The organism is Acinetobacter sp. YH12116 (assembly GCF_013418895.1).
GTDB lineage: Bacteria > Pseudomonadota > Gammaproteobacteria > Pseudomonadales > Moraxellaceae > Acinetobacter > Acinetobacter indicus.
This window is the reverse complement of sequence record NZ_VPBE01000003.1, coordinates 193778-213335: the sequence shown is the minus strand read 5'-3', so window position 1 is coordinate 213335 and position 19558 is coordinate 193778. Positions and strand designations below refer to the sequence as shown.

The window sequence follows — 19558 nt, the reverse complement described above, 5'->3', positions numbered from 1 at the left end:
TTTTGCATTGTGGAGAAATGTAGATTAAAACTGGCTCAACTGTCAAGTAACTTAAATCAACTATTTGATATTTTTTATCTGCATATTAATTTTTGCTACAGCAATTCCTGACTCAACTGATAATAATTTTTTAAAATCATCAATCAACTTGCCCAGGTGACGCTGAACTCTCATTCGGCTAACACCAGCAATAACCGCTCGGTTTCTCTCTGAAGGCTTGTAACCTGCTGGGACTTTGCATAGCTCAACCAGCGCAACAAAAATTGAAATCTCATGATCTTCAGACACCTCAGCCATATTAAAACGAATGTACTCCTCATGAATAACGCGGGCCGACAGCTTTAACTGATCTATTGAATTGCGATTCAGGGCATAAAGTTCGATCAGATGGCTTTGAACCGGGGTAAGTTTCGCATAGCTAAGAGCAACACACACATCTTGGGCTGTTAAAGCACCATGATTTCCCCCGCCGACTGAATCAAAATTTGTTGTTTTTGGATTTAATAAACGCAAATATTTTTCCATGATCTTTAACCTTGTTGGTTTTTTAGCCATTGTTACGGGTAAACACCTGTTTGTTACGGGTCTGTTACGGGTAACTCATATAAAAAATTAAATAAAATCAAATGTTGTTACGGGTGTTACGGGTGTTACGGGGGTTTTTACCTCGCGCGGGGAATTATTTAATTCAAGGTATTTGAGAAAAATATAAGCTATTAAATTTTTTCTCCCGTGCGCGCGCGTGCATAAGCCCGTAACAGCCGTAACAGGGTGGCTGTAATGCAGATGTGGTGTGGCTTTGACAGTGTTACGGGGTGGAGAAAAAGCCCGTAACAGACCCGTAACACCCGTAACAATTAAAGTTATTTTTTTATAATACAGGTGGTACATCATGATCTCCTTTTAACTTATCACGGAACTGCTTTACTTGGGAAGATAACCATTCTGCCTGTTTCACATTTTGTGGCGGCATGCAGGTAAAAATCATACGTCTCTGCACTTCCTTACGCTTCTCCTGGTAGCCACCACCAGTCACAACATCCTCGTAGATCCGTCCATGCCCTTTGGCCACAACACGCTCCGATGCAATCAAATTCAGAAACTTATTGGCGGGAATAGTCTTTTCACCATTCTTATGACACCACTGCCGATACGCCATGTATAAATCATCTGAAAGACAACAAACGAACGGGTTATTCAGAACGCCAGCTCGCCAGTCGTCTAAAAACAATTTCCAGCCAGGTAAACCAAATTGAATAATTTTCTGCTTGGCCTTGGTCATTGGCGGCTCGGTGTATGGCGTAAAGTCGGTTAGATCCATTGATAACAAATACGTATAAAACGCACTGATGGCTTTACTGTCTGGCTCAAGACAATTTTCGATTAGTCCTTTCAGTTCATCCCCTAATTTCTGATTAGGTTCAAGCACCAAGAACCGTCGATCACGCTCTTCAATTGCCAGCGGCTGCACTTCATTGGACAGAAACACGCAGTTGATGTGGTTATTCTGCGAATAGCCAGACATGAACTTTTTCTCGATGCGGATCTTCTCTCCAGTGATCATATGTTTGATCAGACCCATCATGCCGAACTTTGACTTATTGTTAAAAATTTCTTCAAAAAGGCAGTACAGTTTGCGCTCGGCCCAGTCGGTATATATGGACTCAAGACCATTTTGGCCCAGGGTAACAGAGTACTTTTCACCGTAAATGCGGGTCATTATCTTTTCAAAGAACAACGATTTACCGGAACCCTGAACAGCACTGCACATCAAAACCGAGGTATTCATTTTGGCGCCAGGATGTTGCAGCGGATAAGCCAGCCATTTCATCAGCCATTCATATGCGGCTGTTTCTTTACCGCACAAAAATTTGACCAGATTGATAATCGGAATGCACATCTCCAGTGCTTCACCTGGAGGAACAATCTGATTCTTATCATCCAGCATAGGTGAAATATCCATGCCGTCATAAGTATTGATCTGACCTTCACTGATATGCATAGAAGGAACAAAGACCAGATCCTCATGCCAGATCATGCGTTTTTCTCTGGATTTTGCCCATACATCATAGGCACCGGCCCAGTTTTCCTTCATAACATCGGTGCCAACCAGTTCACGACGAAACGTGTCCCAGCATGCTTTTTTACCCTCCAGCATAATGAACCGCTCAATCATTTCCTTGGCTTTAATATGATTTTCACCGGTTGCACGGCCATTCGCATCATCCGAAGAAATGGTTTTACGTTTAGGATGTGAATTCCACTGGTCAAAAACCTTTTTACCGCCCAGCATGGTCTGGAAAGCAGTCTTTTTCCATATTTTCTTCCCATAGTCATCCCAGACGTTGGTTTCACCTTCGATCAGACAGAATCTGGCCAGCCATTTTTCCATCTGTGCTTCAGGCGAAGTATCAACCTGCTCAGTATTTTCCTGCGAAATACCCGCCTCCCCCACTGAGCCAGCAACGTCGTTTTTATCCAAATCCGGATTTTGCCCCTGAAAATTGTTGGTTGCATTACTAGGGGGTGCGGGGGAAATTTGATAAGAGGAAATGGCAGAATGGATCTGTCTCCGAACCTCACCTAACCCACAAGAAACATGCAAATCGTTGAAGTCTGTATAGGCCTTAGAATTCATGCGATAGACTCCTTAATTTGCGTAAAATCAGGCAAAACAATAATGCCGCCAGTAATCGCCTGGGCTTCCTGGGCATACTTCATGCCGGTGTTATCTTTGGCACTGTCGTCATCGGCACAGTAAACGAATACTGCATTCGGGTACTTCTGACGCAGAGCTGTACCAACCTTGGGTAAATTATTTGCTACGAATGAAAGCGCGACCGGATGACCAGTTGCCATGTGAATAGACATGCCTGTTGCATAACCTTCCGCGATACAGACGATGTGAGAATCATAGAGATCTGGCTGAACCTCACCGATCATGAAAAATAGACCGCCCATCCGACCACCACCGGTCTGCCATTCACCTAAATCATTGGTGTCGCCCTTAATAAAATATTTGTTGCCGTCCGGTTCAATGGTCTGCAAGTTCCACATTTTCCCGTGTTCATCATAGGCAGGGATTAACAGGTTGCCCTGGTGATCAATCTTGATTTTTGGGTCTTTGTTAACCTGTTTTTCTTTTAAATACAGACTTGTTTCACCCAAATATGCATTTCGGAATAAACCCTCCGCTTTACGTGCAATTTGCTCCTGACGCTTTCGTTCACGCTCACGTTGTTCTTTTTCACGTAATTCACGTTCTTTACGCCAACGAGCACGGTCCGTATCCGTAATCGCAGAAGTTGCATCTAGCCCAACAATTGAGGCGACTTCCTCCAAAACTTTAGGGAATGACAGACCTGTTACCTTCTGAATCAGGTCTAAGCCGTCACCAGCGCCACACTGCTGACAGATATAATCACCAACACCGTTTTTGTCGTCATAACGGAAACGATCACGGCCACCACATGCCGGACATGGTGTTTTTTTCTTGAAATGAACATCAATATTAAAACTAGGGAAAATCAGATTAGCCCATAAGCCTTGGGCCTTGGCTTTTACATCCTCAATTTGAAAGTTTGGTTTTGTCACATTTCACCCCGTTCAAATTCACGCTGTTTTTTGACCATGGCCAGAACCGTAGTTGCAACACGAACCAAATCCAGCACTTCCTGATAAATTTCGGCTTCTTCCAGTTTCGTTATCCGGCCATCGGCAACAGCTTCAGCAATGGATCTGGCCAAGCTACCCTGCTCCTGGGCCAGCTCACCTAACTTTTTCATGTAGTTCACCTGGTCCAGATCCTTGACTGCAGGAAGTTCAAACCAGCCTGCATTACCATGAATCGCACAGATGCTGTCCATAATTCGAGAATCCTGGGTTTCAGCCAGTACTGCTTCCAGATGGTGAATATTGGCTTTATGTGTTGTGGTCGTTGGACACAGAGAATTTCTAAAAGTAGTCACATTCCAGCAGTTCTTTTCAGCGATATGAGAAATGAGAGACTGATCTCCATCGCTATAAACTGCTGCACGTAAAGACATGGAAAGCGGCAAAATCTTTTCTTTTTTATTAGTCATGATTTTCGACTCGTACAATAATCATATTTATCAATGAGAAAAGCGCTTATGCTTTCTGCAAGTCATAAAACCAAAGGAGTAAGTCCTGAGATGAAAATTCCCCATTACTTTCCATGGCTAGCGCAACTATCAAATCCTTTCTTGGCATTTTCCGGCGGTACTTTAAATGCACACCCAAATAGCCAACTGAGGTTCCTGAGCGTGTGGCATAGTTTTCTAGCTCTTTCTCTGAAAGACGATCCAGATATGCTGCGAAGTCGAATGGCTGGGTTATTTGAGACATATAGTTACCAATAAGATAAAAACCTATATAAAAGTTACCTATCTGGTAACTATAAATCAATACCCATAAGCTATTTTTTTATCAAATAACTCAACTTTCTGGGTGTTGGTATTTTATTTTTTGAAATACATAATTCAAAAAATCAACCAGTTAACTAGGAATAACGGTATGTTAGGCATCAAAGAAATCAGACGTACAAATGTGCTTAAAATGCTCCAGCACCTAAAAGAAGATTACAAAATAGATAGAAAAAGCTTTGCTGAGATCGTAGATATTCCTTACAACCTGCTAAATCAATACCTATCTGATAATGCAAAAAAGACCATCGGCAGCAAAATTGCCGAGAAATTAACTGAACCGTTTGGACTGGATGCAACATGGTTAGATCACATCCAAAATGACGTAAGCATTCAACGAGTATTAAGCAATAAGTTCAATGCGACACAACTAGACGCAACGATCACTGAAGAACCAACTTCTTTAGATCCACAGTCTTATCAAGATGATCAAAAAAGTTTTAAAATCTTAGCCTTAGCAAAAACAATATATTTAAGCAGAGGACAAGACTTGGAAATCAATAACAACGTTGAAATCCATTACCAGGTAGAAGTACCAAGCACAATGACAATTCCTGTTGCTTTTGAAATTAAAGGTACAGGCTTCAACAAACCGTACAAAAATGGATATGTAATCATATGCGACATGGCTCTCAAGACCACCGCTGGAGAAGACGTAATCCTTGAAACCACTGACGGTAAAGTCTATTGCGGTGAGTTTTTATTTGAGAAAGAGGGTTTCATTGAAATCGACTCAGTTGATGGACAACGCGATTCCGTGAACAAAGAGAATATTCTGAGAATTTACCCAGTAGTAGCTTTTGTGACTCCAAGCCAGAAAAGAACATACCTGAAAGCTAAATAAGAATATTTATTTGTAAACTAAACCACTTTTTTGTGGTTTTTTTACGCCTTATAAAAAATAAAAATATAAATAAAAGTAATCTAAATATAAATAAATCACCTTCCAGGTATTGACAAGAGTGGATAAACAAATTTACGATTCGGTTATATTAATACCTAATAGGTAACTTTTAATGAATAAATCAACTTTCGACACTATCGTCATCAACCGCCTTCAAGCAAATGACTTTGCTCAACCAGCAAAACATCCAATTCTTATCCGGATCTGGAGAAAGCTATGTGCCGTGAAACCAGCTTAAAACAAATTGAAGCTGCAATCGGGCAATTAGAGCGCGCTACTTCCAGCAGCGCTCTACTCGATGCGCAGACACAAGCCCTGTCATTCATTCAAGCCGCTTTTGATGCAGAAGAACTTAACCAGATTGAAAAACAGACTTTAGAAAAAAAGGTCCGCCGAATTTACCGGAATCAACTTATCGAGGAATCAGCGCAATGAGCACAGACAATCAAAAAATCTCTGATCTGAAAGCACAAATCAAAAGAAAAACCCGGACGCTGATTAATGATGCGCTGGGGTTTAACGACCGCGACTTCCACGTGCAGGTTTCTATTCTTGGTCACACCAACCACCTGGACATGCATGTCTTCGTGGGTGGTTACGAAAAAAATCGTGAGCCTATTTACATTCTGATGCACGAGCCGCTGGTGCCGTATCCGTGCAATTACTCAGACCCGGCCGCATGGCAAGCAATCTATAAAAAACTGACAGATGCTCACAACAAACTGAAAAAACTGCGAACTGAACAAACAGAAAAACATTGGGAGTCATTATGAATAAGCATCCATGCCAGGACAAATGCCCGAACTTTACGGACGAACAGTGCTGTCACTGTCTTGTTCAAGCTGAAGACCAGGCTTCAGAAAATGAAGATGAAGCCAAGTTTTTTGCCCAGGCCCTCATTGCCGGGAGCTATGTGACATGACTCAGGAATATATGCCGCTTTTGCTGTTTATTGTGCTGCCCATTTTCGCCGGTTTTATTTTCAGTATTTTCATGCTTATCAAGGCATTAAAAGAATATAAGCGACTGACCGAGCAGGCTGAAAACTTAAAAAAACAAATTGAGGAGAACCGTTAATGCTTCAGTTCATCGACTCAAATTTTGCAGAGCATTCAATTCATATTGCGAATCTGAATAACGTTGTTTCCCGAGATGCCGGTGACAAATTTGTGCTGGCATTTCATATGGTCGGCGGCCACATGGTGCCCGTGACTGTAGATCGCGCAACAGCCCAACGCATTTTTGAAGATTTAAAGGAAGTGAAATGAAAAAGAATACTTCAATTAATACCTACACCATGCTGGTGATGCGCTACATGTCTCCAGTGGTACCGCTGGAAGATGTGGTCGAAGACTACTTGAGCCACATGTCACTTGAAATTGCAAAACGCAAGGCCATGAGACAGGAGCTGCCTTTCCCGGTGCTTCGCCTGGGCGAAAAACAAAAAGCATCTTGGATGGTCAATTTGCATGATCTTGCTATGTATATTGACCAGCAATCGGCTTTGGCCAAACACGACTACAAGGCAATGAATGGTGAACAATATGCACACTAATCTGGACCATGACGTTTTTATCAAAAAGGGCAAATCCATTGCCCTAGCCGAACAAGTCGCCGACTTCCTGAAAGCTCAGGGCAAATCCGAACCGACACAGATCCCGTTCGGGCATTCAGAAATGGCCAAAAAACGCAAAGTTGAAGGCTACAACGCGCAAACGACAATGCGTGAAATCATGTTCAACGCGGTAACTGAGGCAAAGAATTCCAAGCCTGGTACAGCGCCAAGAAAATCGAATGCAGTTTTGCGGGAACGGATTGAAGACATAACAACCGATGCCGAGCGTCTTGTCTTTAATCGGCATGCTCGTGAAACAGCATGGTCAGCTGGTGCAGATACCTTCATTGGTGTCTGTCACATTCATAAAACACAGGTTTTCTCGATCAGATCGAACGGATCTAACCACCGCTGCAGAATCTGCATCGCTGGCTCAAATAAAAAACATAGAGAGCTTGCAAAGCAGGTGACGGCATGAAGGACCTGAACAAAATATTCATGTTTATTTTCACGCTTTTAGGCGCGGCAGTATTAAAAATTGGAGAAATGTGGTGATTAAAAAATTAATGCTGGATTGTGAAACTTTGGACGTTGGTGAACGTCCTGTCCTGCTGAGCATTGGCGCGGTGGTTTTTGATGATAAACAGATTCATCAGTATTTTCATGTATCCATTAATGCGGAAACCGCCAAAGCCCATGGCTTTACTGTGAGCCAGTCAACGCTGGACTGGTGGGACCAGCAAAGCCCATTTGCCAGATCTGCAGCGTTCAATGGCATTTATCACATTGAAGCCGCACTGACAGCCCTGGTGAACTTTTACAAACAATACGATTGCCAAGAAATCTGGAGCAAAGGCGCTCTGGCCGACATTCGATGGGTAAATAACGCGCTGGATTATTTCGAAATGGCACGGCCCTGGAAGTATTACAACGAGTTTTGCTTTAGAACGCTGCTGAAATCTGTCCCTAAATTTGAAATTCCGTTTACCGGCGTGGAACACAATGCACTGGATGATGCAATTCATCAGGCCAGACAGTTCATCTATATCAAAAGCCTGCAGATGAATCAGAACAAAATTTTGATAGACCAGGGCCAGCGCTTTAATGAAATGGCTCAGAAAGTTGCAGATCTGGAGTTCCAGCTGCTACAGAAAAACACCAATGACCAATACCTGTTTGTAAACCTTTAATCCGGAGTCGACATGAAACTCGAAGATGTACAAGATCAACTTTTAGAACTTAGCCCTTTAAAACTAAGCCAACAATTTAGCCGTGATGATCTGATTGATCTGCGTGACCAGCTTAAAGCCAAACGCGCAGGCCTCATTGAAGCCAAGGACAAATGCAAAAACGGTAATTCGATTGCGCTAATGAATATCGAGTTGTCACAGGTCAATTCAATGATTACTCGCATTAATCAGACCATTACCCTGCTGGACCAGGATGCCAAGATCATGAAAAAAAATAATCACTCAGCGCAGGAGCTGGCGATGCGTTTTTTCAAGGTTGCTGAAAAGGAATTGGATTCAAAGACGTTTAATAAAATTAAAGAAAAGGCAAAGGTGGCGTGATGGATATCAAAAAATAAACCCCACTTACGTGGGGTTTATTTTATATCCTGAATAGAATACTAAGACGCTTTACCAAGCTCAGTTTTACAAGCAGCACTTTGCATGTCTCCTCGTAAAACAAGACGTAAATCTTCTGTTGCCGCACAAGCCTGAGTAATACATTTAGCTACAAGCTCATTGATTTTTTCTTGTTTTTCAAATTTAACTTGTACTTGGTGCTGTAATGAAATCACGTTCATAATTTCTACCTTTAATTAAGATCAATGGCGTCTAAAAGCAAGCCAACGCTTGCCTTCAAATTCAACACTAAGACCTACTTTTTCAAAATCTGCTTGAATTAACTTTGCAGTTGCATGCATAAGTTCAAGGAATGCCTGACTCTGGTCAGTACGTGCATAAATTTTCGTCGCACTACCAGAACTATCAGTTTCACGCAAGAATGTTTGAACTGCAAAGATCAAATATTCCGCATATTTCGCATGATAATCCGTTTTAACTAAACTATCAACCTTCGGACTAATGTAGATATCCATAATCTTGATCGTTTTTTCGCGCCCACGACGGTGGTACCCAACTTCAACAATAACATTCGGGAAATCACTATCGTCGTCACAAATGCCAATATGAGTATTAAGACTCGGGCGATCTAAATAATTACCATAAGATTTACTAGTTTGAATATATTCAAAAAACTGCTCATTTAACTCTATAAGCTCATCATCTAGATCTGCCTCAACAGCGCTCTCAATCCAATAACCTGCGGTAGCTTTTAACGAACTCTCGTCAAACAGAATGATTTTCAAAATCCATCCTCATTAATATGTAACTATTTACCCAAGATAACAAAAACTGTTAAACAAGCAACATTTTTCAAATAAGAAAAACAGCTCCACAGCCCCCTAAGCCCTAAAGCTTATAAAATTTTTGATAGTCCTGTGGATCGAGTTATTTCAATAGCCTGCTTATACGTGAGCAGATCCTTCCGAATAATATCCAAGTTCACATACCGTTTCAGGCTATTCCAGTCATCATGCAAAGTATACTGCTGAATCTGCGGTACAGTTAAACCCTTCTCTGCCAACCTGGTGGCAGCTTCATGTCGAAGGTCATGAAAACGCAAATCATCAATACCGGCTTGCTTTTTAATCTTCTGCCAATTCCGGGCGATATTCTCTTCATGTATCGGAATCAGGTACCGGTCATCGCCACCACGCAGTAGCATCTTTTTACGGATCTCTGGCTTCAATAATTCATCAATGATTTCTGCAGCTTCATCTGAGACCACAAACCATTTGTCATTGTTTTTCTTGGTCGGATGCTTCACTGCCTCTAGGTACCATTTTTTGTGCTCGCGGTCATAGTGCTGAATCTCAAGCCGCGGTAATTCCCCCAGGCGCCGGCCAGTGTAAATGTCCAGCCACATAATCAAATACAGTGGCGTATTTGAATAATTCTTTAAATGAAAATCCATGTAGGCATAGGTGGTAAGGTCCTGTAATTCTTTGGACGTTGGCAACCGGTTACGCTCTTCAGATTCAGCAATCACACGTGACTTTCTTAAACCCTTAACCGCCTTCTCATATTCGTTGAAGTCGATCTCAACACCCCAAAGCAGTTCGGCATGGTCCAGCACTGATTTGATGCACTGGAACTCAAAAAGAATCGTACTTGGCTCAACCGGGTCTAATTCGTAATTTTCATTTTTATAGCCATCGCGCCGGCGCAATGCATGCTCAGCATAGTCAGTTCGCTTGAGATCTGACAATGCCTTTTTAGAAATATCGAACTTTCTCAGCATCTCCAGTGCAAAAGCTTTGCTTTTGCCATAATCTGTTATTTCAGATTTATACCTGGTTATTGCCGCACTTAGCGACATGGCAGCCGAAATCACCGCATCTTTGTCGGTTGACAACAAGTGAGGATTCTTTTCTAATTTGTCCTCTTCTTTTTTCAGCCACGCTTTTGCCAAAGCTCTGGTGCTAAAAGTTTGAGTATCGAAATACTCAATACCTTCCTTAGGCTTGCGAATATTGATCACAGCCTTGTATCTGGTACCTTTCGTTTTGGATTTTAACTCTGTGATATAGCCCATATTTGCAACTATTTTTTAAATGACGGGGAATAGTTGCAAATATAGTTGCAAGAGTTGCAAAAAGATACAAAAAGATTGGAAATAATTGGAAATGTTACAAACACTCATAGGTGCTTAAATGACTGATTTAAAACAAAACGTAGATATATCAAGGCTTCCGCGTATATCCGTCGCACCTATGATGGACTGGACCACCCGGGATTATCGTTTCTTTGCGCGCCTGTTTAATCCAAACGTAATTTTATACACAGAAATGGTCACCACCGGCGCCATTATTCATGGCGATGCCAAACGCCATCTGGACTTTAATCAGGAAGAACATCCAATTGTGCTGCAACTGGGCGGTTCCAATCCTCAAGATCTGGCCACCTGTAGCAAAATGGCGCAAGACTGGGGCTATGATGAAGTTAACCTGAATGTCGGCTGCCCAAGTGACCGCGTGCAGAACAATAAAATTGGTGCCTGCCTGATGGCCGAGCCTGATCTGGTGGCAGAATGTATCGCAGCAATGCGTCATGCGGTGGATATTCCAGTGACGGTTAAACACCGGATCGGGATTGATGACATGCATTCGTATGAAGAAATGCTGCATTTTGTCGATACCGTTGCCAAAACCGGCTGCAATAATTTTATCGTGCATGCCCGGATTGCACTGTTACAAGGCCTATCACCCAAAGAAAACCGTGAAGTGCCGCCTTTACGCTATGAAGATGTTTACCGTTTAAAGCAGGATCGCCCGGAGCTGATCATTGAAATTAACGGCGGCATTAAAACCCTGGCAGAAACACAGGCACATTTACAGCATGTCGATGGGGTGATGATTGGCCGCGAAGCCTATCACAATCCGTATTTACTGGCCGAACTGGGACATTTCTGGAATCTGCCCCTCCCGGACCGTTTCGAGATTATGCAGCAGATGATGCCATATATCGCACAGCGCGTGGCTGAAGGTGCACCGCTGTCGATTATCACCCGTCATATTCTGGGCCTGTTCCAGAACTTGCCAGGCGCACGCAAATGGCGTCAGGCCTTAAGTGGCGGCAATGCCAAAACCTTAAAAGATGTGGAAGTGGCCATTCAGAATATTCAGGCCGCGATGCAGCGTACTGAAAACTATCTGCAGGAACACGCTGTTCAGCCTTAAAAGATCAACAAAAAGCCCTCAATTGAGTTTTTTTAGAATCAGATCGTAACCGGATTATGCCTGTTTGGCTTTTAGCTGATCGAGTTTTTTCAGAACTTCGGCCACGGCCACCATCGCAAAACTGGAAGTAACCACTACCGCCGAACCATAGCCACCACAGCGCAGCCCGGCACTGGCACAGACATCAGCACTGGAAAACGGATTATCAATTGAATAGATGCAGGTAATCCCGAACTTCTCTTTCGGCTTTTTACAGATGCCTTTGCTACGCAACTGGGCACGCAGTTTGGCCAGCATCGGGTCCTGTTCGGTTTTAGATAAATCAGCCACACGAATTTTCAGCGGATCGAGTTTACCGCCGGCACCGCCGGACACAATCAGCGGCACTTTATTAAAGCGGCAATACAGCATCAGCGCCAGCTTGGCTTTGACATCATCAATACAGTCCAGCACCACATCGGGCGTATGCGCCAGCAGGTCTTTGACATTGTCCGGGGTCAGGTAATCATCAATCAGGTTGATCTTGATGCGTGGATTAATAGCACGGCAACGCTCGGCCATAATTTCAATTTTTTCATGGCCCAAAGTGCTGCTCATGGCCGGTAATTGCCGGTTGATGTTGGAAGCGGCCACCACATCCATATCCACCAGGGTCAGCTCACCAATACCAGTTCGTGCCAAGGCTTCAACCGCCCAGGAACCGACCCCGCCGATACCAATCACCATGACATGACTGTTGGCATAATACTGAAAGCTGTCCTCACCATAAATTTTGGCAACACCGGCAAAACGGCGGTCATATTCATCATCTTGGAGCAGTTCAGTCATTGCACAATCAAATCTTATACAGGAGGGCTTATTTTAACGGTTTTTTCACATGGCGTGTGAGATTGGAGGATTTTTGCACGGCGCAACATCAGCGAGAGATTTAAATTTTAGGCCAGATGTAAAGCCTGTAACGAATTCTGCCAGATCATCTCAGCCAGTGCTGTCTGCTCCATCTGCAGGCTTTGCGCCAGCCCTTCAAGTACATAAGGCAAATTGGCCGGCGTATTGCGGGTGCGCTGCTCGGTCGAGGACTGGCAGCACAGCGGTGTCATATCCGGACAATCGGTTTCAAGCACCAGATGTTCTGGGCCTAATTCCTGCACCACCCGATGCAGTTTCTTGGCATTCGGATTGGTAATTTGTCCGGTCACGCCAATTTTAAAACCCAGTTTGACAAAGGCTTTGGCTTCTTCAACACCACCGCTAAAGGCATGGGCAATTCCGCCATAGCTAAAATTCTGCTGTTTTAGCAGCGCCAAGACATCGGCATGGGCTTTACGAATATGCAGCAATACCGGACGCTGAAACTGTCGTGCCAGCTCCAGCTGGGCGGTAAAATACTCCTGCTGTTTCTGATACAGCTCAGGCTGTTTATGCTGCTTTAAGAAGGTATCCAGGCCAATTTCACCAACCGCAACGCAGTCCTGTTCATGCAATAACTGTTCTACATCCAGCAGATGTTGCGGCTGATGCTGCTCGATATAAAACGGATGTAATCCCGGTGCCAGATGGCTTCGCGGCGCCTGGCTTAACCGGTTCAGCCATTGATGGGTATTCAGTAACTGCTGAAAACGCGACTGCACAAAGCCAATTAAAATCAGCTGTTCGACACCCGCCTGCTTCGCCTGATAGGCCAGTTGCTCCCGATCGGCATCAAAATCCGCCACATCAAAGTGGGTATGGGTATCAAACAGTGCCAATGCCATTAGATGGTTTTCGCGTCAGCGCTGGACGCAGCTGCTGTAGTGGCTTCGCTGGCTGGCGCTTCGGGTGCCGGCAAATACGGTTTTTTCAATACCTGCTGTAGCTCTGTATAAGGAATCATCAGCCGTGGCAAACCGACCACATACGGACCAATTTCATATTCAGCATATTGCAGAATCAGGCCCTGCTGCCCCAGATAGAAATTATCCGACAGCTTGAATTTCCAGGCCTGCTCGTACTCGGCAACATTATTGGCCAGTTTGCTGTCTACCACCCATTGCTTAAAGGCTTCATAGGCGGCAGCTTCCAAAGCGGCTCGTTGCTTCGGCTGCAAGATGTCAGCCAGTTTGACCTGCTTTTTCTGCTCCAGATCAAAATTAAAATAGGTTTGCGCAGTAGCGCCATGTGCACCGCCCAGATAGCTGCTGCTATTTACTACCACGGTGGCCAGCGGCCCTTCCGAGTTTAAAATTTTTGGTTTAATCATCAGGCTAATCTGATGATTGGCACTCAGCGCCTTGATTTCCTGATCCAGACTTAAGAAGGCCGCAATAAAGGGCTGCACCTGCTGTTCCAGTTTCTGTTTTGGCGTTGGAATTTGCGTTAGTGCCTGTGCCGAGGAAGCTGGCTCTGCCGCAGAGGCTGGTGCTTCAACATTCAGAGGTTTATCTGCCGGAGCAATTTCTAGGGTCTGGTTCAGTTCTTTAAGAATGTACTGATCAATCTGCTCATCGACAAAAGGCTGGTTACTCTGCAAGCGCTCAACAGAAAGCTCGGGGCAGTTCTTGCCTTCACATTCCGGCAAGTTCAGCTGCAGCTTTTCCGGCTCGCCAATCAGTTTTAGCGCCTGCTGTTCAACTTCTGCGGCCTGCGCCTGCTGTTCCTGTTTCGGTTCATTATTTTTGGGCTGACATGCGGTCAATGCCATGGACACGGCCAAGACACTCATCACCCATGCTGTTTTTTGCTTTAACATTGAATAACCTTTATTGCCTTTTGTGCATCCCAGATTCAAAGCGGATGTTCTGATTATTAAAACATGCGCGAATAAATTTCAGCTTTTACAACTTGTTGAGTTTGTGCTTTCGTTAAGTAAATATCAAGCTGCGTTCCATCTTTCACAATTTCATGAGTGCGATAATGCAGCCCCATACCTTCATGATCAAAGAACCAGTCGGCCTGTCCCCAATATAAGGTTTTCGGTGCCGTGTTTTGCACCTCTGCACTTTGTTCTTTCAGCCATTGCTGATAGGCCTGCTGCACGATTGCATGCATCGCAGTTTGCTGCTCGGGCTGAATAATATCCAGTGCGGTTAAAGCCTGCTGCTGTTGACGATCAGCCACGAAAAAATAATAACGCTCTTTGACTTTTACCGTTTCCTGATGACTATCCACCCCTATCTGCAATAACACATACTGGTTGCGCTGATAGGCTAGCCGGGTATACAGCGCCAGTTCATAGGCCGGATTTTTGGCAAACTCGGCCTGCCAGGCATCAGATTTTTTCACATAGGCATTCACCGCCTGCTGCAGGCTCATGTCCTGTTTCAGCCCGATCTGGTCCTGAATCACCTTGGCCTGACTTTTGGCAATCCACTGGTTCAGCCATGGATCCTGTGTCTGAATGGTTTGAATATCCAGATCAATACAGTTTTTCTTTTCACAAAATGGCAAAGCAATCTCTGCCGGCTGCTGCTTAATCTGCAGGAATGGCAGCACCTCAGCCTTTTCCTGCTGGAAGATATTTTTTTCAGGACGTGCATCTTCAGCCGATTCGTTTTTCTGGGAAGATGAGTCGCAGCCACCCAAAGACAGTGCCAGCACGGCACAAGCAATAAAACTGATTTTTGTTTGCATTATTGATCTCTCTTCCTGAAATTTTCCTCATCCTAGAAAAACAGCTTCACGAAGAAGCTGTTTTAACGGCGATAACCCTTTAGTGTTCGCGGGTGTTACTGAACACGATGTCCGGATAACGCTCCTGCATCAACTGCAAGTTGACGCGGCTTGGCGCCAGATAAGTCAGATGACCACCACCATCCACCGATAACTGGTCATGGGCTTTTTTCTTGAACTCGTTGAATTTCTTCTCATCTTCACAAGAGACCCAACGTACCGTGTTGATGCTGACCGGCTCGTAAATACAATCGACCTTGTATTCTTCTTTCAGACGATAGGCCACCACTTCAAACTGCAGCACACCGACCGCACCCACGATCAGGTCATTGCTGTTTTGCGGCATAAATACCTGGGTCGCACCTTCTTCCGACAGCTCTTTTAAGCCTTTTTGCAGCTGCTTCGATTTTAGCGGATCTTTTAAACGTACACGGCGGAACATTTCCGGTGCGAAGTGTGGAATACCGGTAAACTGCAAGTTTTCGCCCGAGGTGAAGGTATCACCAATCTGGATGGTACCGTGGTTGTGCAGACCAATAATATCGCCCGGCCATGCTTCTTCCAGATGCTGACGGTCACCGGCCAGGAAGGTTAAAGCATCTGAAATACGCACGTCTTTACCAATACGCACATGCTTCATCTTCAGGCCTTTTTCATATTTGCCTGAGCAGATCCGCATAAAGGCAATCCGGTCACGGTGTTTCGGGTCCATATTGGCTTGGATTTTAAAGACAAAGCCCGTGAAACCTTCTTCAGTCGCTTCGACCACACGGTCCTGAGTCGGATGCGCTTTTGGTGGTGGCGCATAGTCGCTAAAAGCATTCAGGACATGGTCAACACCAAAGTTACCCAGTGCAGTTCCAAACAGTACCGGCGTTTGACGACCCGCCAGGAATTCTGCACGATCTAACGGTTCATTGGCCATTTGCACCAGTTCTAAAGATTCTTCAAATGCCGCCCAGGCCAGTTCACCGACTTTTTCACGCAGGTCAGCATGGTCATAGCCATCACGCACTTCAATCTCGGGAATGGTCGAACCAAAACCGGCTTTATACACGTAAAATTTTTCTTCCAGCAGGTTAAACACGCCAGCAAAATCACGCCCGGTACCCAGCGGCCAGGTAATTGGTACACATTTAATTTTCAGGACGTTTTCAATTTCATCCAGCAGCTCTAAAGGCTCACGGATTTCACGGTCCATTTTGTTGACGAAAGAAATAATTGGTGTGTCACGCATACGACACACTTCCATCAGTTTGATGGTCCGGTCTTCGACACCTTTGGCCCCGTCAATCACCATAAGTGCCGAGTCTACCGCGGTTAAGGTTCGGTAGGTATCTTCCGAGAAGTCTTCGTGCCCCGGGGTATCGAGCAGGTTGATCATCTTGTCTTTATACGGGAACTGCATGACCGAGGTGGTAATCGAAATCCCACGCTCTTTTTCCATTTCCATCCAGTCCGAGGTCGCCGCCCGATCCGATTTACGGCTTTTCACCATTCCCGCCACCTGAATCGCCTGCCCCCATAACAGCAGTTTTTCTGTCATGGTGGTTTTACCGGCATCGGGGTGGGAAATAATCGCAAAAGTTCTGCGCGCCGCGACTTCTTTCGCGAGTTGATCTTTAAACATAAGGGAAATCTTCAATATATACACAGTTTGCGACACACATTTTCATGTGAATCCAAGCCGTGAAGGGATAACTTAAAATTGGCGCAATTGTAGCAGATTTCAGCCAACAATCATTAGAGCACTTGGGCCGGAATCGGTTTAAATTTTAAGTGGAAAATAAAAGTATCTTGAGATCATCACTTTGCGATAAAAACAAACAAGCCCCGCATCTGTTTCACTTTAAAAGACTTAGGCTTTTCACCGCAGAACAGAACTCCCCATATTTCTTTATCATTTGGAAAAATCAGGGAAAATCAGCATCCTCTCTGCGGATATTTTTGATTTAAATATCTCATTAAAGCTAATTAAATAATAATTATTATCAATAGAGAGTGATATTCAATATCATTTACAGTAGACTGTTTATTCCCCACACTGCATGCACTTTTTTCGGGGTCCATCCAGAGCATGTTATGAAATCTTCTCTTTTTTTGCTGTCTTCAATCGGCTTGATGACAGCGCAAGCCTATGCCAACGAAACAGCCAGTACTGTGACTTTACCCACACTCAACTCTTCGGCACAGGCAAGCCTTAGCCTGAAAACGCAAGTAGAGCAAGCCTCCACCGCCAGCAAAGGTATGGCACCACTGAAAGATATTCCTCAGATTGTGAATGTGGTTCCGCAACAAGTCTTAAAAGAACAGAATGTGACCTCCCTTCAAGGCGCATTGCAGAATGTAACAGGCTTAAGTTTTAGCGTCGGAGATGGCCAGCGTGATCAGGTCATGATTCGCGGCTTTTCAGCCATTTCCGATCAGTATGTCGATGGAGTACGTGATGATGCGCTGTATTATCGTGATCTGTCGAATGTAGAACGGGTGGAAGTGCTAAAAGGGCCGGGTTCGGTGTTATATGGCCGGGGTTCAGCAGGCGGCCTGATCAACCGGATCAATAAGAAACCCCTGGATGAAGCACTGCATGAAATCAGCCTGATCGGCAGCAGCTTGGGGCAAAAACGTGCCGAACTTGATTTTGCCGATGCTCTCAATGACCAGCTCAAAGTCCGTCTGACCGGTGCGCTTGAACACTCAGATGGCTATCGCAATCAGAGTTTCGTGAACCGGGAAACTGTAGCACCGTCTGTGCAATGGGATATTTCAGATCGAACCACTCTGCTCTTGCAAGCCGATTATTTGCACGATGACCGTTTGGCCGATCAGGGCTTTCCCATGGACCCACTGACCGGTAAACCGGTACGTACCAATCCAAAAACATTCTATGGCGCATCCAACGCAAAAGATGTAGGCAATGTCGATACTGAAGTGTCCAGCCAGACGGTTACGCTAGAACATCAGTTCAATGATCAGCTGAAATATCGCGGTGTCGCCCGGCATTATAATTATGCCTTGGACCGGGAATACAGCAACGCCAGTCCAGCAGCAGATCAGATCACGCTTAGCCAGATTAAACGCATGCGCGATGAAGATGGCATCTTCTTGCAGAATGAATTATCTGGCGTCTTTCATACTGGTCAAATCAAACACGACACCTTAATCGGCACGGAATACAGCCAGCAGCACAAAGATGAAATATTCTGGTTAGGGTCAAAAGCCACGACCGATTTGTATGATCCGGTCTTGCCGCACTGGTCACCGGTCGATACCTCCGCCACTCCAAGAGTCAATACCGCCAGCGAATTTGAAAATTATGCCGTCTATGTACAAGACCTGATCAGCCTGAATGAACAGCTCAAGGTTTTGGCCGGGGTACGTTATGATCATCTTTCCCAATACAGGCATGATCAGAAAAATAACAGCAGCATCCAGCGCGATGACCAGACCCTCTCCCCTCGCCTGGGCGTGGTCTATCAACCGACCAAAAATTTATCCTTATATGCCGCCTATAATCAGTCGTTTCAGCCCCTTGCAGATTCATTCGTGTTTTATAGCAACAGTGCCGACCTGAAACCGACCAAAACCAGAAACCTGGAAGTCGGGACCAAATGGGACATCAATGATCGGCTGAATATGACCCTGGCCGTATTTGAAATGACGCAGAGCAATATCCAAAATAAAATTCCGGACAGTAATCCGCCGCTGGCGATGCTGGCTGGGGAACAAAGCACGCAAGGCGTTGAAGTGTCCTTGACCGGTCAGCTCAGCGATCAATTATCCCTGTTGGCGGGTTATGCCTATATGGATGGAAAAATTGAAAAATCGACCATCGGTCTGGCCGGCAAACAGGCTGCGTTAACGCCCAAAAACAGCGCCAATCTCTGGTTAAAGTATCAACTGGATGAACACTGGTTTGCTGCCGTGGGTGGTCGGGCAGAATCCTCCCGCTTTAGTGCTCCGGACAATAAAAATGTCTTGCCAGGCTATGCGGTTTTCAATGCCGCGCTGGGTTATCAGACCGCGCAGTATGATGTAACACTAAATCTGAACAACCTGTTTGACCGTGATTATTTTGTCTCAGGACATGGTGAGAGGAACGATTCCAATATGATGGGCGACCCACTGAATGCACAGCTCGCGCTTCGTTATCGTTTTTAATATGTGAGGTAAATAGATGTCACTTGACATCCATTTTTAAA

The 19558-nt window shown here is 44.8% G+C and carries 25 protein-coding genes; 12 read left to right on the top strand and 13 right to left on the bottom strand.

Annotated features, from left to right (window positions below; all coding sequences use genetic code 11):
• Window positions 1-60: 60 nt before the first annotated feature.
• The 5 genes from FTU54_RS03740 to FTU54_RS03720 form a co-directional block, all read right to left on the bottom strand.
• On the bottom strand, window positions 61-555 hold the full coding sequence (locus FTU54_RS03740; RefSeq protein WP_180074480.1) for a hypothetical protein: 495 nt from the start codon (window positions 553-555) through the stop codon (window positions 61-63).
• 316 nt (window positions 556-871) lie between these two features.
• The gene (locus FTU54_RS03735; RefSeq protein ID WP_180074478.1) at window positions 872-2638 is read right to left on the bottom strand and encodes a DUF5906 domain-containing protein; all 1767 of its coding nucleotides are present in this window, start codon (window positions 2636-2638) and stop codon (window positions 872-874) included.
• Window positions 2635-3594 (bottom strand): primase-helicase zinc-binding domain-containing protein, encoded by a 960-nt coding sequence (locus FTU54_RS03730; protein WP_180074476.1) that lies wholly within the window; start codon window positions 3592-3594, stop codon window positions 2635-2637. Before FTU54_RS03730 ends, FTU54_RS03735 begins: the two co-directional genes overlap by 4 nt.
• Entirely contained in the window at window positions 3591-4082 is a 492-nt protein-coding gene (locus tag FTU54_RS03725) for a phage regulatory CII family protein (protein WP_180074475.1), read from the bottom strand. Before FTU54_RS03725 ends, FTU54_RS03730 begins: the two co-directional genes overlap by 4 nt.
• A gap of 46 nt (window positions 4083-4128) precedes the next feature.
• Window positions 4129-4365, bottom strand: a complete 237-nt coding sequence (locus FTU54_RS03720) for a hypothetical protein (protein ID WP_180074473.1) — start codon at window positions 4363-4365, stop codon at window positions 4129-4131.
• A 168-nt stretch (window positions 4366-4533) separates the two neighbouring features.
• Here FTU54_RS03720 and FTU54_RS03715 point away from each other — a divergent pair, with 168 nt between their 5' ends.
• The 10 genes from FTU54_RS03715 to FTU54_RS03670 all read left to right on the top strand — a co-directional run bounded on the left by FTU54_RS03715 (window position 4534) and on the right by FTU54_RS03670 (window position 8472).
• Window positions 4534-5286 (top strand): hypothetical protein, encoded by a 753-nt coding sequence (locus tag FTU54_RS03715; RefSeq protein WP_180074471.1) that lies wholly within the window; start codon window positions 4534-4536, stop codon window positions 5284-5286.
• A 276-nt stretch (window positions 5287-5562) separates the two neighbouring features.
• Window positions 5563-5781 carry a hypothetical protein gene (locus tag FTU54_RS03710; RefSeq protein WP_180074469.1) on the top strand — a complete coding sequence of 73 codons (219 nt, stop codon included), beginning with the start codon at window positions 5563-5565 and terminating at the stop codon, window positions 5779-5781.
• Entirely contained in the window at window positions 5778-6119 is a 342-nt protein-coding gene (locus FTU54_RS03705; RefSeq protein WP_180074467.1) for a hypothetical protein, read from the top strand. Before FTU54_RS03710 ends, FTU54_RS03705 begins: the two co-directional genes overlap by 4 nt.
• Window positions 6116-6268: a hypothetical protein gene (locus FTU54_RS03700; protein WP_180074466.1), complete on the top strand. Its 153-nt coding sequence runs from the start codon at window positions 6116-6118 to the stop codon at window positions 6266-6268. The genes FTU54_RS03705 and FTU54_RS03700 overlap by 4 nt, the downstream gene beginning before the upstream one ends.
• Window positions 6265-6423, top strand: coding sequence for a hypothetical protein (locus FTU54_RS03695; RefSeq protein WP_180074464.1), 159 nt, complete (start codon window positions 6265-6267; stop codon window positions 6421-6423). Before FTU54_RS03700 ends, FTU54_RS03695 begins: the two co-directional genes overlap by 4 nt.
• Entirely contained in the window at window positions 6423-6614 is a 192-nt protein-coding gene (locus tag FTU54_RS03690) for a hypothetical protein (RefSeq protein ID WP_180074462.1), read from the top strand. Before FTU54_RS03695 ends, FTU54_RS03690 begins: the two co-directional genes overlap by 1 nt.
• Complete coding sequence (locus FTU54_RS03685) at window positions 6611-6901, top strand: pyocin activator PrtN family protein (RefSeq protein ID WP_180074460.1); 291 nt, start codon at window positions 6611-6613, stop codon at window positions 6899-6901. The genes FTU54_RS03690 and FTU54_RS03685 overlap by 4 nt, the downstream gene beginning before the upstream one ends.
• Window positions 6891-7379: a hypothetical protein gene (locus FTU54_RS03680; protein ID WP_180074458.1), complete on the top strand. Its 489-nt coding sequence runs from the start codon at window positions 6891-6893 to the stop codon at window positions 7377-7379. Before FTU54_RS03685 ends, FTU54_RS03680 begins: the two co-directional genes overlap by 11 nt.
• Before the next feature lie 73 nt (window positions 7380-7452).
• Window positions 7453-8091, top strand: coding sequence for a 3'-5' exonuclease (locus FTU54_RS03675; protein ID WP_180074456.1), 639 nt, complete (start codon window positions 7453-7455; stop codon window positions 8089-8091).
• Window positions 8092-8103: 12 nt separating this feature from the next.
• Window positions 8104-8472, top strand: coding sequence for a hypothetical protein (locus tag FTU54_RS03670; protein WP_180074454.1), 369 nt, complete (start codon window positions 8104-8106; stop codon window positions 8470-8472).
• Window positions 8473-8531: 59 nt separating this feature from the next.
• On the opposite strand, the gene FTU54_RS03665 is transcribed toward FTU54_RS03670, so the two are convergent.
• The 3 genes from FTU54_RS03665 to FTU54_RS03655 all read right to left on the bottom strand — a co-directional run bounded on the left by FTU54_RS03665 (window position 8532) and on the right by FTU54_RS03655 (window position 10564).
• On the bottom strand, window positions 8532-8711 hold the full coding sequence (locus tag FTU54_RS03665; RefSeq protein ID WP_180074452.1) for a hypothetical protein: 180 nt from the start codon (window positions 8709-8711) through the stop codon (window positions 8532-8534).
• Window positions 8712-8732: 21 nt separating this feature from the next.
• A complete protein-coding gene (locus FTU54_RS03660; protein ID WP_180074450.1) occupies window positions 8733-9275 on the bottom strand; it encodes a hypothetical protein in 543 nt (180 codons plus the stop codon).
• A 110-nt stretch (window positions 9276-9385) separates the two neighbouring features.
• Window positions 9386-10564, bottom strand: a complete 1179-nt coding sequence (locus FTU54_RS03655) for a site-specific integrase (protein WP_180074448.1) — start codon at window positions 10562-10564, stop codon at window positions 9386-9388.
• Between the two features lie 118 nt (window positions 10565-10682).
• Here FTU54_RS03655 and dusA point away from each other — a divergent pair, with 118 nt between their 5' ends.
• Window positions 10683-11708, top strand: a complete 1026-nt coding sequence (gene dusA, locus FTU54_RS03650; RefSeq protein WP_180074446.1) for a tRNA dihydrouridine(20/20a) synthase DusA — start codon at window positions 10683-10685, stop codon at window positions 11706-11708.
• A gap of 54 nt (window positions 11709-11762) precedes the next feature.
• Here the strand turns inward: dusA and FTU54_RS03645 are convergent, their stop codons facing one another.
• The 5 genes from FTU54_RS03645 to FTU54_RS03625 all read right to left on the bottom strand — a co-directional run bounded on the left by FTU54_RS03645 (window position 11763) and on the right by FTU54_RS03625 (window position 16986).
• The gene (locus tag FTU54_RS03645; RefSeq protein WP_005180122.1) at window positions 11763-12536 is read right to left on the bottom strand and encodes a ThiF family adenylyltransferase; all 774 of its coding nucleotides are present in this window, start codon (window positions 12534-12536) and stop codon (window positions 11763-11765) included.
• Between the two features lie 107 nt (window positions 12537-12643).
• Window positions 12644-13462 carry a TatD family hydrolase gene (locus tag FTU54_RS03640; RefSeq protein WP_168399798.1) on the bottom strand — a complete coding sequence of 273 codons (819 nt, stop codon included), beginning with the start codon at window positions 13460-13462 and terminating at the stop codon, window positions 12644-12646.
• Window positions 13462-14436 carry an RsiV family protein gene (locus tag FTU54_RS03635; protein ID WP_168382350.1) on the bottom strand — a complete coding sequence of 325 codons (975 nt, stop codon included), beginning with the start codon at window positions 14434-14436 and terminating at the stop codon, window positions 13462-13464. The genes FTU54_RS03640 and FTU54_RS03635 overlap by 1 nt, the downstream gene beginning before the upstream one ends.
• Before the next feature lie 56 nt (window positions 14437-14492).
• Window positions 14493-15317, bottom strand: coding sequence for a hypothetical protein (locus FTU54_RS03630; protein WP_045795892.1), 825 nt, complete (start codon window positions 15315-15317; stop codon window positions 14493-14495).
• Between the two features lie 79 nt (window positions 15318-15396).
• Entirely contained in the window at window positions 15397-16986 is a 1590-nt protein-coding gene (locus FTU54_RS03625; RefSeq protein ID WP_160240962.1) for a peptide chain release factor 3, read from the bottom strand.
• A 452-nt stretch (window positions 16987-17438) separates the two neighbouring features.
• Between FTU54_RS03625 and FTU54_RS03620 the strand changes: the two genes are divergently transcribed.
• Window positions 17439-19517, top strand: coding sequence for a TonB-dependent siderophore receptor (locus FTU54_RS03620; protein WP_168405317.1), 2079 nt, complete (start codon window positions 17439-17441; stop codon window positions 19515-19517).
• The last annotated feature ends 41 nt before the right edge of the window (window positions 19518-19558 follow it).

Excerpts from the sequence above, each read along its gene's own strand:
- FTU54_RS03700 (WP_180074466.1), top strand. The coding sequence starts at position 6,116 with ATGAATAAGCATCCATGCCAGGACAAATGCCCGAACTTTACGGACGAA.
- FTU54_RS03695 (WP_180074464.1), top strand. The coding sequence starts at position 6,265 with ATGACTCAGGAATATATGCCGCTTTTGCTGTTTATTGTGCTGCCCATT.
- FTU54_RS03685 (WP_180074460.1), top strand. The coding sequence starts at position 6,611 with ATGAAAAAGAATACTTCAATTAATACCTACACCATGCTGGTGATGCGC.
- FTU54_RS03740 (WP_180074480.1), bottom strand. The coding sequence starts at position 555 with ATGGCTAAAAAACCAACAAGGTTAAAGATCATGGAAAAATATTTGCGT.
- FTU54_RS03715 (WP_180074471.1), top strand. The coding sequence starts at position 4,534 with ATGTTAGGCATCAAAGAAATCAGACGTACAAATGTGCTTAAAATGCTC.
- FTU54_RS03665 (WP_180074452.1), bottom strand. The coding sequence starts at position 8,711 with ATGAACGTGATTTCATTACAGCACCAAGTACAAGTTAAATTTGAAAAA.
- FTU54_RS03670 (WP_180074454.1), top strand. The coding sequence starts at position 8,104 with ATGAAACTCGAAGATGTACAAGATCAACTTTTAGAACTTAGCCCTTTA.
- FTU54_RS03655 (WP_180074448.1), bottom strand. The coding sequence starts at position 10,564 with ATGGGCTATATCACAGAGTTAAAATCCAAAACGAAAGGTACCAGATAC.
- FTU54_RS03635 (WP_168382350.1), bottom strand. The coding sequence starts at position 14,436 with ATGTTAAAGCAAAAAACAGCATGGGTGATGAGTGTCTTGGCCGTGTCC.
- FTU54_RS03625 (WP_160240962.1), bottom strand. The coding sequence starts at position 16,986 with ATGTTTAAAGATCAACTCGCGAAAGAAGTCGCGGCGCGCAGAACTTTT.
- FTU54_RS03725 (WP_180074475.1), bottom strand. The coding sequence starts at position 4,082 with ATGACTAATAAAAAAGAAAAGATTTTGCCGCTTTCCATGTCTTTACGT.
- FTU54_RS03680 (WP_180074458.1), top strand. The coding sequence starts at position 6,891 with ATGCACACTAATCTGGACCATGACGTTTTTATCAAAAAGGGCAAATCC.
- FTU54_RS03645 (WP_005180122.1), bottom strand. The coding sequence starts at position 12,536 with ATGACTGAACTGCTCCAAGATGATGAATATGACCGCCGTTTTGCCGGT.
- FTU54_RS03690 (WP_180074462.1), top strand. The coding sequence starts at position 6,423 with ATGCTTCAGTTCATCGACTCAAATTTTGCAGAGCATTCAATTCATATT.
- FTU54_RS03735 (WP_180074478.1), bottom strand. The coding sequence starts at position 2,638 with ATGAATTCTAAGGCCTATACAGACTTCAACGATTTGCATGTTTCTTGT.
- FTU54_RS03620 (WP_168405317.1), top strand. The coding sequence starts at position 17,439 with ATGAAATCTTCTCTTTTTTTGCTGTCTTCAATCGGCTTGATGACAGCG.
- FTU54_RS03705 (WP_180074467.1), top strand. The coding sequence starts at position 5,778 with ATGAGCACAGACAATCAAAAAATCTCTGATCTGAAAGCACAAATCAAA.
- FTU54_RS03720 (WP_180074473.1), bottom strand. The coding sequence starts at position 4,365 with ATGTCTCAAATAACCCAGCCATTCGACTTCGCAGCATATCTGGATCGT.
- FTU54_RS03710 (WP_180074469.1), top strand. The coding sequence starts at position 5,563 with ATGTGCCGTGAAACCAGCTTAAAACAAATTGAAGCTGCAATCGGGCAA.
- FTU54_RS03630 (WP_045795892.1), bottom strand. The coding sequence starts at position 15,317 with ATGCAAACAAAAATCAGTTTTATTGCTTGTGCCGTGCTGGCACTGTCT.
- dusA (WP_180074446.1), top strand. The coding sequence starts at position 10,683 with ATGACTGATTTAAAACAAAACGTAGATATATCAAGGCTTCCGCGTATA.
- FTU54_RS03640 (WP_168399798.1), bottom strand. The coding sequence starts at position 13,462 with ATGGCATTGGCACTGTTTGATACCCATACCCACTTTGATGTGGCGGAT.